The sequence below is a fragment of the Microbacterium rhizosphaerae genome (genome assembly GCF_034120055.1).
GTDB classification, from domain to species: domain Bacteria; phylum Actinomycetota; class Actinomycetes; order Actinomycetales; family Microbacteriaceae; genus Microbacterium; species Microbacterium rhizosphaerae.
This window is the reverse complement of the sequence record NZ_CP139368.1, coordinates 585,017-602,112: the sequence shown is the minus strand read 5'-3', so window position 1 is coordinate 602,112 and position 17,096 is coordinate 585,017. Positions and strand designations below refer to the sequence as shown.

The window sequence follows — 17,096 nt, the reverse complement described above, 5'->3', positions numbered from 1 at the left end:
GTTCTCCTTCGCTCGATGGCGCCAGCGTTGCAAATAACAACCATACTTGTCAATAGCAAGTATCGCTTGCCTTCGATCCGGGGAGCAATAGCCTCGAACCATGCTCGAACTCCACGACATCACGAAGTCGTACGGCGATCGCCGCGCGCTCGACGATGTGAGCTTCGACGTCCGTCCGGGCCGCCTCACGGGCTTCGTCGGCGGCAACGGCGCCGGCAAGACCACCGCCATGCGGATCGCGCTCGGCGTGCTCGAGGCCGACGCCGGTCAGGTCATCCTCGACGGCGCGCCAGTGACAGCCGAGGACCGGCGCCGCTTCGGCTACATGCCCGAGGAGCGCGGTCTCTACCCGAAGATGAAGACCCGCGAGCACATCGCCTACCTCGCGCGCCTCCACGGATACGGCAAGACGGATGCTGCGGCCTCCGCCACCGCCCTGCTCGAACGCCTGGGCCTCGGCGAACGCCTCGACGACAAGGTCGAGACGCTCTCGCTCGGCAACCAGCAGCGTGCGCAGATCGCCGCCGCGCTCGTCCACGGGCCGGAGGTGCTGATCCTCGACGAGCCGTTCTCGGGCCTGGACCCGCTGGCGGTCGACGTCGTCGCCGGCGTCCTGCAGGAGCGCGCGGCGCAGGGCGCATCCGTCCTCTTCTCGTCGCACCAGCTCGACCTCGTCGAGCGCCTGTGCGACGACCTCGTGATCATCGCCGCCGGGACGATCCGCGCCGCGGGATCCCGCGACGACCTGCGCACCCAGCACGCGAAGCGCCGTTACGAGCTCGTTGCGAGGGATGCCGCGTGGGTGCGCGACGAGCCCGGCGTCGACGTGCTCGAGCTCGCCGGCGACACCGCACTGTTCGACGCCGCATCCGAGGCGGACGCCCAGCGGGTCCTCGAGAAGGCGGTCGAGCGCGGGCCGGTGCACAGCTTCGCGCCGAAGCATCCCTCTCTCGCCGAGATCTTCAAGGAGGTCATCCAGTGAGCGTGACGATGAGCCGCCCGAGCACCGCGCAGAGCGTGTGGCTCGTGTCGCAGCGCGAGATCGTCTCGAAGCTGCGGAGCCGCGTGTTCGTGGTCTCGACCGGCATCCTGTTCGCCCTCGCGCTGGTCGCCGTCGTGTGGGGCGGCATCGCCGCACAGTCCGTGCGAAGCACGCCCGTCGCGGTCACGAGCGAGACCGCGAGCGTCGTGGAGGGAATGCAGGGCATCGCCGCGACCCAGGCACCGAGCGTGCCCGCCGCTCTCGCGATGGTGAAGGCCGGGAAGGTGGATGCTGCGCTCGTCCCGGCGCCCGCATCCGGCGGCGCGTTCGACTACCAGGTCGTCGCGAAGGACTCCGTGCCGCAGGCGCTCGTGAGCCAGCTCAGCCAGTCGCCGACGGTCAGGCTGCTGGAGGGGTCGCCGGCGGACAGCATCCTGCGCTATCTCGTCGCGATCGGGTTCGGCATCGTGTTCCTCATGGCCGCCTCGACCTTCGGCGGCACGATCGCGCAGAGCGTCGTGGAGGAGAAGCAGACCCGCGTCGTCGAACTGCTGATCTCGGCGATCCCGGTGCGGACGCTGCTCGCCGGCAAGGTGCTCGGCAACACGATCCTCGCGATGTCGCAGATCATCGGCTTCGCCGCGATCGCGATCGTCGGGCTGTCGTTCACCGGGCAGGCGCAGCTCATCGGGGGCCTGGGCGGCCCGGTCGCGTGGTTCGCCGTCTTCTTCCTGTTCGGCTTCGTGCTGCTCGCGTCGCTGTTCGCGGCCGGTGGTGCGATGGTCTCGCGGCAGGAGGATGTCGGCTCGACCACGGCGCCGCTCACCCTGCTCGTCGTCGCGCCGTACATGCTCGTCATCCTCTTCAACAACAACGCGGCCGTGCTGACGGTCATGTCGTACGTGCCGTTCTCGGCTCCCGTCGCGATGCCGATGCGGCTCTACCTCGGCACCGCCCAGTGGTGGGAGCCGTTCGTCTCGCTCGTGCTGCTGATCGCGACGTGCGTCGGGGCGATCCTCGTCGCGGCCCGCATCTACCGGAACTCGATCCTGCGGATGGGCGGGCGCGTCACGCTCTCCGAGGCGCTGGCGGGCTGAGGGCGGGACGACGAAGGGGCGGGCCCGCGGGGCCCGCCCCTCCTCCCCCCGGTCAGCGGATCAGACGAACGGCACCACCGACGCCCACACCTCGGGGGCCGGTGCGAGGCCCTCGCGCGTGACGGTGGCCTCGATGAGCCCGTACGGACGATCCGCGGCGTAGAAGACCTCGTTCGGGTTGTCGAGCCCGAAGGGCGACAGGTCGACGACGAAGTGGTGGCTGTTGGGCATCGAGAAGCGGATCTCGCCGATCTCCGGGTGGGCCTCGAGCACGGCCTTGCCCATGTCGAACAGGGTCGTCTGCAGGGCGGCCGAGTAGCGGCGCGAGAACTCCTCGAGGAGGATGCGCTTGACGTCGGCGTAGATCGCGTTGAAGTCGGCATCCACGATCCCCGGCAGGTAGCGCCATTGCGTCGCGACGCTCGTCGCGAGGATGCGGTCGTTCGTCTCCTGCAGCGTCGTGTAGCGGTCCTTCGGGTAGCCCTCGAAGCCCGACGCGGTGGTCTTCAGCACCTTGAGGTCCTTGAGGCCCGACACGATGTGGCGCGCATCGCCGTCGGCGACGACGCCCGCCGTGCGCACCTCCTGGCCGGTGCGGACGAAGGCGTGGTCGTGCTCGTCGCCCTCGAGGACGATGCGCTCCCACGCGTAGCTCTCGGCGAGCCAGCGGCCGCCGGTGATCCACGCGAACTCGCTCGTGAAGTGGTTCGCGAGGCGCAGCAGGAAGGCCTCGGGTGAGCCGACGCCGTCGCGGGCGAACGCGTACACGGTGTTCTTCTGCGTGTCGGTCGGCACGACGTGCGCGTTGTCGCCGGCGAGGTGGGCACCCTCGAGGTCGCCACGCAGCTGCGAGGTGACGTTGAGGTCTTCGATCTCGTGGCGGTCGGTGTCGCGGGTCACCTTGACGACGCGCACCTCGGCCTTGCCGTACTGGTTCGGGCCGAGGACGATGCCTCCGGTGGTGGTCTCGGTGATCTGGGCGGTGGTCAGGACGTCGGTCATGTCAGCTTCCTCGGTAGGTCGAATAGGCGAAGGGGCTCAGCAAGAGCGGCACGTGATAGTGCCGGTCGACGTCGTCGATGACGAACGCGAGCACCGCTTCCGGATAGAAGGTGGGGATGGAGCGGGCGGCGAAGTACGCCCCCGTGTCGAAGCGCAGGCGGTACACGCCGGGCGCGAGCCGCTCGGGTCCGAGCTGTTTCGCGCGGCCGTCGGCATCCGTCACCGCCTCGGCGATGAGAGAGCCATCCTCGGCGAACAGCTGCACGGGCACGCCCGGCGCCGGCAGTCCCTGCACGGCGTCCAGGACATGGGTGGTCAGGTGCGAGACGGTCATGCGGTGACGGTTCCCTTCAGCCTCAGCAGCGCGATCTCGCGCAGCTGTCCCGCGACGACGCGGTCCTCCTCCTCAGGCGTGTGCGTGAGCCGCACCTCGAGGCTCGCGAGGATCTCGTCCGCGCTGCGACCCGCAGCCCGGATGAGGAACACCCTCCCGAAACGCTCCTCGTAGGCCAGGTTGCCCCGGCGGAGCGCCTCCTGGACCGCACTGTCGGCGGGGTCGACCCCCGCCTGCTCCGAGCGGGACATGCTCGCCTCGCGGCTGCTCCCGTCGGCGCGCTCCCCGATGCGGGGATGGTGCGCGAGCGCGGCCCCGACCTCGGCGCCTGTGAACGGATACGCGGCGTTCGCCGCCTCCTCCCACAGCGCCTCGAGCGAGGCGTACGGTCGGGCATCGGCGACGGTCTCGTACCATCGCGACACGTCGACACACGGCCGAAGCACGGCGATCGCCTCCGAGCGATCTGCTTCGTTGAATTGCTCAAGCAGCATTGCTTGACTTCCTTCTGTGTCTGCTGGCATCCACGGTGTAGAGAATACGAATACTTTCGTTTCGTATCGTGGAACTGTTATTTCAGCATGCGACAATTCTAGCGCGGGATGCCGCATCCGACAACCCCCGCCGCGGAAACCGCGAACGCCCCGCTGACGGCGCAGCGAGGCGTTCGTGTTCAGGGCTCGTCAGGCGGCCAGCGCCTCGCGCAGCCGTCCGACGTGGCCGTTCGGGTCGACGTTGTATTCGATGGACTGCAGGCGCCCGTCCTCGTCGACGACCATCGTCGAGCGGATCAGGCCGTCGAAGGTCCGGTCGCCGACCGTCTTCTGGCCCCACGCGCCCCACGTCTTCGCGACCTCCGCACCCTCGTCGGACAGCAGGGTGAACGGCAGCTGCTCGGCGTCCGCCCACTCCGCGAGCCGCGCGACCGAGTCGGGCGAGATGCCGAGCACCGTGTAGCCGGCGCCCTCCAGCGAGCCGAGGTTGTCGCGGAAGTCGCACGCCTCGGTCGTGCAGCCGGGGGTGAAGGCGGCCGGGTAGAAGTACACGATCACCTTCCTGCCGCGATAGTCGGACAGGGACCGCTCGACGCCCGTGGCGTCCGTCAGCGTGAAGTCGGGGGCGAGGTGGCCGAGCTCGAGCTCATCCGTCATCGGTCGCTCCGTTCTGTTGTCGTGCCGCGGGCACGCGCCCGCGGACTTCCAGTGTTCCACCGTGGCCGGCCGCCCGTGACGCCCCTCCGCGCACCGGACGACCGACCACGAGGTCTTTACGCGACGCCGCGGCGCAGCAGGCGCCCGCGGGGCCGCTCCCGGTCGATCGGCGCGCCGGCGAGGTAGGTCGTGCGCACGATGCCGGACAGTTCCCGGTCCTTGTAGGGCGAGACGGCGTGGCGGTGCTCCAGCTGCTCGGGGACGACGGTGAACGTCGCCTCCGGCGCGAAGACCGCGAAGTCCGCGGCGTTGCCGACGGCGATGCGGCCCTTGTCGGCGAGGCCGACGCGGTCGGCCGGGGCCTGCGACATCCATCCCACGACGCGCTCGAGCGGGATGCCGCGGCGCCGCGCCTCGCTCCAGATGAGCGGCAGGCCCAGCTGCAGGGAGGCGATGCCGCCCCACGCCTGCTGGAAGTCGCCGTCGCCCGCGTACTTGAGCTCCGGTGTCGCCGGCGAATGGTCCGACACGATGAAGTCGATCGTCCCGTCGGCAAGGCCCTGCCACAGCTCGTCGCGATTCGCGTGCTCGCGGATCGGCGGGCAGCACTTGAACGCGGTCGCGCCGTCCGGGATGTCCTCGGCATCGAGCGTCAGGTAGTGCGGGCAGGTCTCGACCGTGAGGCGCACCCCGCGGCCCTTCGCCTCGGCGATGCGCCCCAGCGAGTCGCCGTTGGACAGATGCAGCACATGCGCCTTCACGCCCGTGTCGGCGGCGCCGCGGATGACCTCGGCGATCGCCGCATCCTCCGCCTCCCGCGGGCGCGAGGCGAGGAAGTCCGAGTATTCGCGGCCCGCGTGGTGGGGCGCCTCGTCGATCGTGTGCGCGTCTTCGGCGTGGACGACGAGCAGCGAGTCGAGCCCCGCCAGCACGCCCATCGCGTCGCGCATCTCGTCGACCGAGACGTCGGGGAACTCGTCCACACCCGACGGCAGCAGGAAGCACTTGAACCCGAACACGCCGGCCTCGACGAGCGGCGGCAGGTCGGCGATGTTGCCCGGGATGACCCCGCCCCAGAAGCCGACGTCGACGAAGACCCGGCCCTCGGCGGTCCGGCGCTTGATGTCGAGCGCCTCGACCGACACGGTCGGCGGGATGCTGTTGAGGGGCATGTCGACGATCGTCGTGACTCCGCCCGCGGCCGCGGCACGGGTGGCGGATTCGAAGCCCTCCCACTCCGTGCGCCCGGGCTCGTTCACGTGGACGTGCGTGTCGACGAGGCCGGGGAGGATGACCTCGTCCACCGGGACCTCCACGACGGTCTCGCTCTCGAGGCCGGCGCCCGCCGGCGCGATGCGGGAGATCCGCCCGTTCCGCACGCCGATCTCGACCGGCGCGAACGCACCGTCGACGAGCGCCGTACCGCGCAGCACGGTGTCGAACACGAGGGGATGGATGCTGCGCACCAGCCGCTCCGCGAGCTGCTCGAGGAGCTCCCCGGCGTTGGTCATGCTGCGCTGCGGGTCGCGCTCGAGCTCGGACAGCGCATTCACCGAGGCGAATGCCGCGGTCTGCTCGACGCTCAGCAGCGAGCGTCCGCAGACGGCGTGGACCGGGATGCCTGCCGCCTCCGCGAGACGCGCGACCCCGACCGGCGTCTTGCCCATGAGGCTCTGCGCGTCGAGGCTGCCCTCACCGGTGATGACGGCATCCGCTCCCGGCAGCTTGTCGGCGAGCCCGGTGAACTCGAGCACGACGTCGATGCCCGGGCGGCGCTTCGCGCCGAGAGCGAGCGCCGCGAACCCGACGCCGCCCGCGGCACCGGCGCCCGGTCGAGCCGCGGCGACCCGGGCGGGCACGGCGAGACGGTCGTCCTGTGACGACAGCACGTCGACGAGGCGGGCGAGGGCCGCGTCGAGCGCGCCGACGTCCTCGAGCGATGCGCCCTTCTGCGGCGCGAAGACGGCCGCGGCGCCGTTGCGCCCGAGCAGCGGGTTGTCGACGTCGCTCGCGAGCACGAACTCCGTGTCGGCGAGGCGCCGGTCGAGGTTCGCGAGGTCGACGGCGGCGAGCCCCGCGAGCGCAGCCCCTCCCGGACGGAGCTCGGCGCCATCGCCGTCGAGCAGCCGAGCGCCGAGGGCCTGCAGCAGCCCGGCACCGCCGTCGGTCGAGGCGCTGCCGCCCACGCCGAGGACGATGCGATGGGCACCCGCGTCCAGCGCGGCGGCGATCAGCTGACCCGTGCCGAAGCTCGTCGCGCCCCGCGCATCCTTCTCTCCGCCGGGGAGGACGTCCAGGCCCGACGCCTGCGCCATCTCCACGACCGCCTCGCCGTCGCGCAGGGCGAACGCGGCATCCACCGGCTGCCCCGTCGGACCGCTGACGGAGACCGTGCGCCGCTCGAAGCCGGCGGCGACCGCCGCATCCACCGTTCCCTCGCCGCCGTCGGCGGCGGGCACCTCGACGACCTCGATCGAGGGGTCGGCCCGCCGTGCCCCCGCGGCGACCCGGTCGGCCACCTCGGGGGCCGTGAGCGACCCCTTGAACTTGTCGGGCGCGATGACGATGCGCATAGCCGGGCTCTCCGATCCGTCGGGTGTCAGTCCAGCAGAGCGTAGACGGCCGCGGGGGCGTCCGCACCCGTCGCGGCCAGGTCCTCGAACTCGACCATGTTGTCGAGCTCGGTGCCCATGGCGATGTTGGTGACGCGCTCGAGGATGACCTCGACGACCACCGGCACCTGGAACTCGTCCTTCAGGCGCTCCGCCTCGGCGAAGCCCGCGGCGAGATCCTCGGGGCGCTCGACGCGGATCGCCTTGCAGCCGAGGCCCTCGGCCACCTTGACGTGGTCGACGCCGTAGCCGTGCGCGACGCTGTCGGCGTCGTACGGCGTGTTGACGTTGTCGAACGCCAGCGACACCTCGAAGTCCATCTCGAAGCCGCGCTGCGACTGGCGGATGAGGCCCAGGTAGCTGTTGTTCACCACGACGTGGATGTAGGGCAGCTTGTGCTGCGCGCCGACGGCGAGCTCCTCGATCATGAACTGGAAGTCGTAGTCGCCCGACAGCGCCACGACCGGCTCGCCCGGCTTGCCGCGCACGACGCCGAGGGCCGCGGGGCCCGTCCAGCCGAGGGGGCCGGCCTGGCCGGCGTTGATCCACTTCCGCGGACCGTACACGTGCAGCAGCTGCGCCCCGGCGATCTGCGAGAGCCCGATCGTCGTGACGTAGGTGGTCTCGCGCGGGAACGCCTGCACCATCTCCTGGTACACGCGGTGCGGCTTGATCGGCACGTTGTCGAAGTTGGTCTTGCGCTGGAGGGTGGCCTTGCGGATGCGGCAGTCCTCCGCCCAGCCCAGGTACGACGGCAGCCCGCCGGCCGCCTGACGCTCGCGGGCGACCTCGAGCAGTGCGTCGATGAACAGGCGCGCGTCGGAGACCACACTGTAGTCGGGCGCGAACACGCGGCCGATCTGGGTCGGCTCGATGTCGACGTGCACGAAGGTGCGTCCGCGGCGGTACAGGTCGAGGCCGCCGGTGTGGCGGTTCGCCCAACGGTTGCCGATGCCCAGCACGAAGTCGGACTCGAGGAAGTTCGCGTTGCCGTAGCGCTGCGACGTCTGGATGCCGACCATCCCGGCCGCGAGCGGGTGGTCGTCGGCGATCGATCCCCAGCCCATGAGCGTCGGGACCACCGGCACGCCCAGCAGCTCGGCGAGCTCGACGAGCTGCGTCGAGGCGCCCGCGTTGATCACACCGCCGCCGGAGATGATGAGCGGATGCTCGGCAGCCGTCAGCATGTCGAGCACCTTCTCGGCCTGCGCGCGCGTAGCGGCAGGCTGGGCGATCGGCAGCGGCTCGTAGGTCTCGATGTCGAATTCGATCTCGGCCATCTGCACGTCGAACGGGAGGTCGATCAGCACCGGGCCGGGACGGCCCGTGCGCATCACCTGGAACGCCTTCTGGAACACCCCCGGCACCTGCCCTGCCTCGAGCACCGTCTTGGCGAACTTCGTCACCGGCTTCGCGATCGACTCGATGTCGACGGCCTGGAAGTCCTCCTTGTCGAGCTTCGCGACCGGCGCCTGGCCGGTGATGCACAGCATCGGGATGGAGTCCGCGATGGCCGCGTACAGACCGGTGATCATGTCGGTGCCGGCGGGGCCGGACGTGCCGAGGCAGATGCCGATGCGGCCGTCGGCCGTGCGGCTGTAGCCGTCGGCCATGTGCGAGGCGCCCTCGACGTGACGGGCGAGCGTGTGGCGGATGCCGCCGTTGGCGCGCATCGCGGAATAGAGCGGGTTGATGGCGGCGCCGGGCAGGCCGAAGGCCTCGGTGGCGCCCTCCTTGATCAGGATCTGCACGACGGCGTCGACTGCGCGCATGCGGGACATGTGGATGCTCCTTGAAGTCGGTCCCCGAGCGTGTCGAGGGGCGAGAAGTGGGTGTCAGTCGCGGCCGGACAGCTCGCTGGTGAGCTTGAACAGGCCGGAGTGGTCGAGTCCGCCGTCGCCGCGCGCGACCAGGGCTGTCACGAGCTGGGCCACGGCCGAGCCGAGCGGAATGGAGATGCCGGCCTGGCGTGCGGCGGCGGTGACGATGCCCAGATCCTTGTTGTGGAGGGCGAGACGGAATCCGGGCGCGAAGTCGCGGTCGAGCATCTTGCGCCCCTTCTGGTCGAGGACCTTCGAGCCGGCGAGACCGCCGCCGAGGACCTTCAGGGCGGCGTCGGTGTCGACGCCGTACGCCTCGAGGAAGACGACCGCCTCGGCGAGCGCCTGGATGTTGACGGCGACGATGAGCTGGTTGGCGGCCTTCACCGTCTGGCCGGCGCCGGCGGGGCCGACGTGCACGATCGTCTTGCCGATCGCGTTCAGCACGGGCTCGGCGGTGGCGAAGTCCTCGGGCGATCCGCCGACCATGATCGAGAGCACGGCGTCGATCGCGCCCTGCTCGCCGCCGGAGACCGGGGCGTCGACGGCGCCGAGACCGGCGGCGACGGCCTCCTCGGCCAGCTCCTTCGCGACGTCGGGGCGGATGGACGAGTTGTCGATCCAGAGGGCGCCGGCCTTGGCGTTGGCGAAGACGCCGCCCTCGCCGCGGACGACCCCGGCGACATCCGGCGAGTCGGGGACCATCGTGATGACGACGTCGGCATCCTTCACGGCATCCGCCACACTGCTCGCCCCGTGACCGCCCGCCGCGACCAGCGCGTCGATGGGCTCCTGGCTGCGGTTGTAGCCGGTGACGTCGTAGCCCGCCTTCACGAGGTTCTTGGCCATGGGCAGGCCCATGATGCCGAGGCCGATGATCGCGATGTTCGTCATGTCGTTCTCTCTTTCAGCGTGGGGGAGCCGGCTCAGGCGGTCGTGGATGCCGCGGATGCCGTGGATGCGGTCGCCCACGCGAACGGGTCGGACTGCGTGGCTTTGTACTCGAGGCCGATGACGCCGGCATAGCCGCCGGCCCGCGCATCCTCGATCCACTGCGCGAGCGGGAGCTCACCCGTGCCGGGCTCGCCGCGCCCCGGGGCGTCGGCGATCTGGATGTGGCCGAACTCGGCGGCGTGCGCGGCGATGACCGCGGGGATGTCGTCGCCGTTGACGGCGAGGTGGTAGAAGTCGGCGAGGAGCTTGACGTTGTCGACGCCCTCCTTGTTCTTGACGCGCTCGATGACCGCGAGTGCGTCGGCGGCGGTCTTGAGCGGGTAGGTCTCCATGCCCGAGACGGGCTCGAGCAGCACGATGCCGCCGATCCCGGCGACCGCGCGGCCGGCGGCGGCGAGGTTGCGCACCGCGAGGTCGTCCTGGGCGGCGGCGTCGACGCCCTCGATGCGGTTGCCGTACAGGGCGTTGAACGCCTTCGTACCGAGGCGCTCGCCGATACCGACGACGACGGCGATGTTGGCCTGGAACTCGTCCTCGCGGCCGATCCACGACACCAGGCCGCGGTCTCCGGCGGGCATGTCGCCGGCGAAGAAGTTGAGGCCGGTCAGCTGGACGCCCGCCTCGTGGATGGCGGTCACGAAGGCGTCGACCTCGGCCTGATCCGGCACGGCGGATGCGAACGGCCACCAGAACTCCACGGCGTCGTACCCGGCGGCCTTCGCGGCGGCGGGGCGGTCGAGGAGGGGCAGCTCGGTGAGGAGGATCGAGCAGTTGACCGTGTACGTCATTGTCGAGTCGCTTTCTGGGGGTTCCTCCGCATTTTCACAATACGGAAGAGAAGTTTTGCTTGGTGAAAGTCTAGGGGAGGAGTACCGGCACGTCAACCGTCGGTCGGGCCTCGCCCGGCGACCGGGACTTCGGGGGACGTCCATCCCCCCGCCTCTTACGAGCGATGGCCCGAGGGGACCTGAGTCCCTTCGGGCCATCGCTCGTGTCGTCTCAGCTCACGGCGAGCACGCGTCGTCCGCTGAGCGGGTTCCGGGTGCGACCCCGGTGGGCGTGTTCGACGACGTGCCGTACACCCGCATCTCGGCAGCGGCGGCGAAGGGCTGCCCGTTGAGCGCAGTGAGAGCGGTGAACTTGACGTACGAAGCGCTCACCGACGGGAACGCGATCACCTGCATCGAGGGCGAATCGACCAGCGATCCGGCCGCGACCTGGGTCCAGTCGGTCCCGTTGGCGGATACCGAGACGGTGTAGTCCTTCACGCGTCCGTTCTGGCCGCCGGACTGGCGGTCGAGGTACCCGAACCCGGAAACCGTTGCCGTCCCCTTCAGGTCCAGCGTCAGCCAGTGCGGGTACTGCGTGATGGTCGGATCGTACTGAGTGTGCCAGATCGTCCCGGCGTCGCCGTCGAGCACGTTGGAGGCAGGACCTTCCGCGGATCCCGACGTCGCGTTCTCGGAGTCAGCCGTTGCGGTCATGCTGTCCGGTGCCAGTACGGGCCGCGACGCGACGGTCAGCAACGCATCCGCCGTGACCGTCTTCGTCGCGCAGGAGTTGAAGTACGTCCCCGTCGCCTGCAGCGTGACGGACGTGCCGGCCGCCGACGCCGGCGCGGTGACGATCCACGTCGTCGAGACGGTCGCCCCCGGCTTCACGGTGTCGAACAGATTGCCCTTGTCCGTCGCGACCCGGACGGACCAGCCCGTCGGCACACTCTCGAGGGTCATCGCAACGTTCGTTGCATCCGCCTTCTCGTGGTTCGTGAAGGTGGTCGTGTACGTCCCGGCAACGCCGGGGCTGACATCGGCGGATGCCGGCGTTGCGACATTCGCGCAGGCCGCCCCACCCGACGCGGGTCCGTGGTCGACGACGCGGAAGTCGTCGATCACGAAGTCGGTCCCGTTCGCAGCGCCGATCTTGCGCAGCCCGACCCAGGTGTCACCGCAACCGGCGATGATGTCCCTCGAGTAGGTGGCCGTCGTGAGCGACGGCGCGAGCGTTTCGCGACGCACATCAGTCGACGTCACGATGGCGCCGTCGCGGGTGTCCGCTCCGGTCACCCACGCCCACTGGCCGGTGACGTTCGTCTGGTACGAGAAGGACACGGTGTAGCGGTGTCCGTCGACGAACGGCACGGTCGACGGGACAGTGCGGTAGACGAGCCCGGTGTTCTCTTCGTGGGCCTTCAGCGAGTGCTGCCCGTCGATGACGTCGTCGACGGCCTGTCCCTGCAGGCTGCCCGCGTTGTACGGGGAGGCCGAGTTCTTCCAGTCCTTCTGCGTGTACGGGGCATGCAGGTCGCTGATGGAGGTGCGGGGATCCGTCGTTCCGCCCGCGTCACCCTTGACGAACGAACCCCAGCCGGGCTGGTTCCCTTCGAAGTCGTCCTGCGCGACGATCGTGCCGTCGGAGGCCTTCGTGCTCGCCGTCCAGCGAGACCACGTCAGGTCGCTCGCCATGACCCGCACATCGTCGATGGTGACCGCTGCTTCGCCGGCGACAGCGCCGATGTGGATCGTGGCGCCCCCGTTGTGCGGCGCCGTGAACGTGACGGATGCGCGCTGCGAGTACGTGCCTGATTTGGCGTCGGCCGCGACGGTGTTCTCCACCGGTGTGGTGCCGAAGGTGTTCTTGACGTCCAGCTGTGCGCCATTGGCGCGGAGCGTGACGGCACGTGCCGCTCCCGCGGCGATCTCGACGTTCGCGCTGACCGTGTACTGCGCTCCCGGAGTCAAGCCCTTGAGGTGCTGCGAGATCTCCGATGCCGCGCTTCCGAGGACAACGACGTTGTCCCCGCTCGCGGTGCGCGAGACGGCGGCTCCGCCTGTCGGATTCCATCCGGCGAGGTCGCCCGAGTTGAAGCCCGGGTCGCGCAGGCCGGACCCGTGCCCGTAGTCCGCCGCGGCGTGCGGGGCGGCGGATGTCGACGGAGCCAGGACGTAGGGCACGCCCTTGTCGGCGGTGATCGTCACCTGCCCGCCCGAGGCGGTGATATCGCCGACCTTCACTCGCCCCTCGTCGGTGAGGCGGTACAGCGTGTACACGCCGTTCGGGTCGAATCGGCTGGTCAGGCCGAACGTCGCCTGGCCCGAGTCCGCGTTGTAGTAGTACATCTTGTCGGCCTCGCTGGGCGACGTCGTGTTGTTGCCCTTGGTCGGGTCGCCCCACGGCAGCAGGTATGCGCCACCGATCGCGATCACGGCCTTCCCCATGGTGATCCGGCGCGTGCCGGAGACCATTGCCGATGTCACCGTCACCTTCCCGTCGCTCAGCGTCGCGGTGCTGCCCGGCACCCATGATTGCAGCGCGTAGTGCTGCAGGAACTTCGTCGGCAGGTCGTTGACCCAGATGTTCGAGAAGAAGACGTTCCAGTCGTTCTGTCCCGTCCAGCCCTCGAACTCCTTGATGGACTGGCCGCCCAACAGCGGGTCGACGTTCCACACGTCGCGGTCCGTGTTCGCGATGAAGCGGATGATGTTCGAGTTGATCCCCTTGTTCGTCTTGCCGCCGTAGCTCTTGTCGTTGGCCCAGTGGGACCAGATCGACGTGCCTTCGAACTTGTAGGCCCATTCGCTCGCGACCTGCAGGTTCATCGCCCGCAGCTGCGCGGCGAGGCCATCGGCGAGCCATCCGCTCGAGTAGTACGCGTCGATGTACACGCCTGCGAGGTTCGGAGCATCCTTCCTCAGCTGCGCGAAACGGTCGATGATCGCTCCGCTGCCGAGATCGTAGCGCTGGTCGATGTGGTACGACTGGTTCAACCAATCCCAGCCGTTGACCTGACCCTGCACCATGCGTGCCGAGAAGCTGTTCGCCTGCGGGTAGGCCTCCGTCGCATTCACATGCACAGCGACGTCCGCGTTGTAGCCGGCACCGTTGTCGATCAGGGTGTTGAAGTCGGCGAGTCCGCCGGCGCGCTCGTTGTAGTCGCCGCCGTAGTCGGGGTGGCCGGAGTCGTGGCCCTCGTTCGCGTACCCCTTCTCGAGCACCCACTGGCCGAGGTCGTCGGTCGCCATCGAGATGCGCTTCACGTTGTCGAGGGTCTTCAGGAACGGATTCGTCGCCTCGGAGGCGAAGTTGAAGGGGATGTGCTGGACGACGCGGTCGGCCACTCGGTCGGCGCCGAGCGGACGCGTCATGGCGTTGCGGTAAGCGATCGCCGCATCCTGCCAGGTCACGGCGCCGTCGCCGTTGACGTCGGCCGCGAGCACGACCGTCGTCTTCGGAAGGGCGTAGATCTTCACTCGCGCGTCGGTGGCGCCGGCCGGGGCGTAGGTGTACGAGCCCACAGACAGCTGAGCCCGCTTCGCGCCGTTGCCGGCCGCGACGATCTGCGACTGCAGCCGCGCATTCCAGTTGTCGTTGTTGTCCTGCGCGGAGTCGTCGGTCGCGTTGGAGATGAGACCGCCGGCGAGCGCGGAGTTGCTGACGAATCCGTAGGGTGTGCCCACCGACTTCACGTCGGCCGGCGTCGCTGATGTGATGCTCACGAACTGGTCGGCCGTGGTGGTGGAGTCTGTGGAGATCCGCGTCCGCGCGAGCTGCGACCGCGGGTCGCCGGAGTCCACCGACAGCAGCGACTGGCCCGGGATCGAGATGGTGTCGACTCCGGATGCGGCCGGTCCTTCGAGCTTCGACATCGCGAACTCGACGGTGTTCCGGTCGGTCGCGGTGATGGTCGAGGTCACGGTGAGGCCGGGGTATCCCGTGAAGGTCGACGTGTACGTCGCCGTCGATCCCGACACGCTTCCCGTTGTCGTCGCCGCGTAGTTCTTGCCGTTGATGGTGAAGGTGTTCAGCCGAGATGCCTGGCCTGAGAGTTTCGCACCGCCGAGGTCGTACGAGACGACCTGCGGAAAATCGCTCGCGACCTGCACGGTGAGCCCGTTGCCGTTCGTGATCGGCGTCGTCGTGGCGGGGTCCGCAGGCGGGCCAGGGTCGACGGGTGCGGGCGTCGTGTCACCGGTCGCGTAGACACTGAGCTCGGAGGCCGAGACGTTCGCGCTGCCGTTGATCGTCGAGTCGGCTTCGAACTTCACGTATCGGGCGTGCACGGTGCGGTCGAAGGCGACGGTCTGCACCTCCGTGCCGGCTGCGGGCTGGTGGAATGTTCCCGTCGCGACGGCGGGACCCCAGTTGCCTGCCGGGTCCTTCGCCACAGCGATGTCATCTGTCGCGAAGACCGAGAAGTCCTTCACGGGGCCGTTGCTCTGCACCTTCACGGAGTAGTTCAGTCCGGTGAGGTCGAACGATCCCCCGACGTCCCAGGTGATCCAGTGCGGCAACGGGTCGGGAGCGCCGCCGTTGTACCGCGTGGCCCACTGCGTGGTCACGTCGCCGTCGAGCGCCGCTGCAGCCGTGCCGTCCAGCGACGGGGGCGCAGGGTACGGCGCGGACTCGGAGTCGGCACCGATCAGCGTGTACTGGGAATGCGGGATGACGGTCCCCGGCGGGGTCACCCCCACCTGGGCCGACGCGCTGCCGCCGGTCAGGGGGGCGATCGCGAGCAACGACGCTGTCACGAGGGAGACGAGCGCGATGCCCGTGCGATGACGATGAGACATGTTCCACCTTGCTGCAACTTCGAAGCCGACCTGGGACGTTCGCACGCTAGCAGCAATGTTTGCGCAAACTCAAGATCGTGCAGCGCCAGATGGGTCGATCACTAAGCCAAATCGCGGGATGATGCACACCCCGCCGATCCGAGCTTGTGAGCGCAAACATTTTCGGGCACAATGGCCGTCGGACGACGTCGTGCACCTCGACGTCGCAAAGCAGACCCCGGCCACGGGAGAGATACCGATCTCAACGAGGAGCACGCATGGCATCCACACACCGCATCATCCGAACCGCAGCCGTCATCGGTGCGGGGGCTCTGGCCACCGCCGGCCTCGCGGCCTGCAGCTCGGGCGCATCGAACGCACCCACGCCCAGCGGTCCGGTCAGCATCGAGTACATGCACCGCCTGCCCGACGGCGCCGGCATGACGCCGGTCGCCGACATCGTCGCGCGCTGGAACAAAGAGCACCCGGACATCCAGGTGAAGTCGACGAAGTTCGACGGCAAGTCGAGTGACATGATCCTGAAGCTCGAGACCGATGTGAAGTCCGGGACGGCCCCCTGCCTCGCACAGACCGGGTACTCCGAGGTTCCGGGGCTGTATGCGAAGGGCCTCCTGACGGACGTCTCGAAGGAGGCCGCCAAGTACAAGGACAACTTCTCCGCGGGAGCATTGAGCGGGATGAAGGTCGGCGATGCGGTCGTCGGGCTCCCCCAGGACACGGGCCCCCTCGTCTACTTCTACAACGCGACCGCTTTTCAGCAGCTCGGCCTGACCGTCCCGAAGACGCTCGACGACCTGACCGCCGACTCGGCCAAGGCCGCAGCGAACGGCAAGTACGTCACGGCGTTCACGCCCGACGAGGCGCAGAACTGGCTGAGCGCGCAGGCCGCCGCCGCGGGCGACACGTGGTTCTCGGGCAAGGACGGCAAGTGGACCGTCAACGCTCAGGGTCCCGGATCCCGGACAGTCGCGGCGTTCTGGCAGAACCTGCTCGACAAGAAGCAGACCCTGGCCACCGAACGCTGGGGCGACGGCTTCACGAAGGCGTTGAACGACGGTCAACTCATCGGTCACGTGGGCGCGGCGTGGGAGGCAGGCTTCCTGCTCGACTCGCTCGACGGCACGCCGGCCGCGGGCCAATGGCGCGTCGCACAGCTGCCCGACTACGGCAAGGGTGCGATGACCGGCCCCGACGGAGGCTCCGGCGTCTCGGTCATGAAGGGATGCAAGTACCCCGCGCAGGCGATGGAGTTCGACAACTGGCTCAACACGCAGGTCGACGACCTCGCCTCTCAAGGACTGGTCGTGGCGGCGAAGGGCTCGGTTACGACTCCCGCGAAGATGCTCACGCAGTTCGGTGGACAAGACGTGCTCGCCGAACTCGCGAAGGCGACCGGCAACCTCAATCCGGACTTCCCGTACGCTCCGGGCTTCGCCACGCTGTCCAAGATGAATGAGACGGCGGCGGCCGCCATTTCGGGCACCGCGAAGGTTGCTGACGTGTTCCAGACCGCGCAGAACACCGCAGTGGCGTCGTTGAAGGATCTTGGACTTCCCGTCGCTCAGTGATCAGGT

At 69.2% G+C, this 17,096-nt stretch carries 12 protein-coding genes; 3 read left to right on the top strand and 9 right to left on the bottom strand.

Features of this window, described 5'->3' with window-relative positions:
- Positions 1-100: 100 nt before the first annotated feature.
- Together SM116_RS02785 and SM116_RS02780 are read left to right on the top strand one after the other, a co-directional pair.
- Positions 101-982, top strand: a complete 882-nt coding sequence (locus SM116_RS02785) for an ABC transporter ATP-binding protein (protein WP_320942939.1) — start codon at positions 101-103, stop codon at positions 980-982.
- A gap of 8 nt (positions 983-990) precedes the next feature.
- Positions 991-2,079 (top strand): ABC transporter permease, encoded by a 1,089-nt coding sequence (locus SM116_RS02780; RefSeq protein WP_320944231.1) that lies wholly within the window; start codon positions 991-993, stop codon positions 2,077-2,079.
- Positions 2,080-2,139: 60 nt separating this feature from the next.
- Here SM116_RS02780 and pucL read toward each other — a convergent pair whose 3' ends face one another.
- The 9 genes from pucL to SM116_RS02735 all read right to left on the bottom strand — a co-directional run bounded on the left by pucL (position 2,140) and on the right by SM116_RS02735 (position 15,522).
- Positions 2,140-3,081 (bottom strand): factor-independent urate hydroxylase, encoded by a 942-nt coding sequence (pucL, locus tag SM116_RS02775; protein ID WP_320942938.1) that lies wholly within the window; start codon positions 3,079-3,081, stop codon positions 2,140-2,142.
- A 1-nt stretch (position 3,082) separates the two neighbouring features.
- On the bottom strand, positions 3,083-3,415 hold the full coding sequence (gene uraH, locus SM116_RS02770) for a hydroxyisourate hydrolase (protein WP_320942937.1): 333 nt from the start codon (positions 3,413-3,415) through the stop codon (positions 3,083-3,085).
- Positions 3,412-3,909, bottom strand: coding sequence for a 2-oxo-4-hydroxy-4-carboxy-5-ureidoimidazoline decarboxylase (uraD, locus tag SM116_RS02765; RefSeq protein ID WP_320942936.1), 498 nt, complete (start codon positions 3,907-3,909; stop codon positions 3,412-3,414). Before uraD ends, uraH begins: the two co-directional genes overlap by 4 nt.
- A gap of 189 nt (positions 3,910-4,098) precedes the next feature.
- Entirely contained in the window at positions 4,099-4,566 is a 468-nt protein-coding gene (gene bcp, locus SM116_RS02760) for a thioredoxin-dependent thiol peroxidase (RefSeq protein ID WP_320942935.1), read from the bottom strand.
- A gap of 116 nt (positions 4,567-4,682) precedes the next feature.
- Positions 4,683-7,139 (bottom strand): allantoinase AllB, encoded by a 2,457-nt coding sequence (gene allB, locus SM116_RS02755; protein ID WP_320942934.1) that lies wholly within the window; start codon positions 7,137-7,139, stop codon positions 4,683-4,685.
- 26 nt (positions 7,140-7,165) lie between these two features.
- Positions 7,166-8,959 carry a glyoxylate carboligase gene (gene gcl / locus SM116_RS02750; protein WP_320942933.1) on the bottom strand — a complete coding sequence of 598 codons (1,794 nt, stop codon included), beginning with the start codon at positions 8,957-8,959 and terminating at the stop codon, positions 7,166-7,168.
- Positions 8,960-9,013: 54 nt separating this feature from the next.
- A complete protein-coding gene (locus SM116_RS02745) occupies positions 9,014-9,892 on the bottom strand; it encodes a 2-hydroxy-3-oxopropionate reductase (protein ID WP_320942932.1) in 879 nt (292 codons plus the stop codon).
- A 32-nt stretch (positions 9,893-9,924) separates the two neighbouring features.
- The gene (locus SM116_RS02740) at positions 9,925-10,740 is read right to left on the bottom strand and encodes a hydroxypyruvate isomerase family protein (protein WP_320942931.1); all 816 of its coding nucleotides are present in this window, start codon (positions 10,738-10,740) and stop codon (positions 9,925-9,927) included.
- A 216-nt stretch (positions 10,741-10,956) separates the two neighbouring features.
- Complete coding sequence (locus tag SM116_RS02735) at positions 10,957-15,522, bottom strand: endo-alpha-N-acetylgalactosaminidase family protein (protein ID WP_320942930.1); 4,566 nt, start codon at positions 15,520-15,522, stop codon at positions 10,957-10,959.
- Between the two features lie 257 nt (positions 15,523-15,779).
- Between SM116_RS02735 and SM116_RS02730 the strand changes: the two genes are divergently transcribed.
- The gene (locus SM116_RS02730; RefSeq protein ID WP_320942929.1) at positions 15,780-17,090 is read left to right on the top strand and encodes an ABC transporter substrate-binding protein; all 1,311 of its coding nucleotides are present in this window, start codon (positions 15,780-15,782) and stop codon (positions 17,088-17,090) included.
- Positions 17,091-17,096 lie beyond the last annotated feature (6 nt).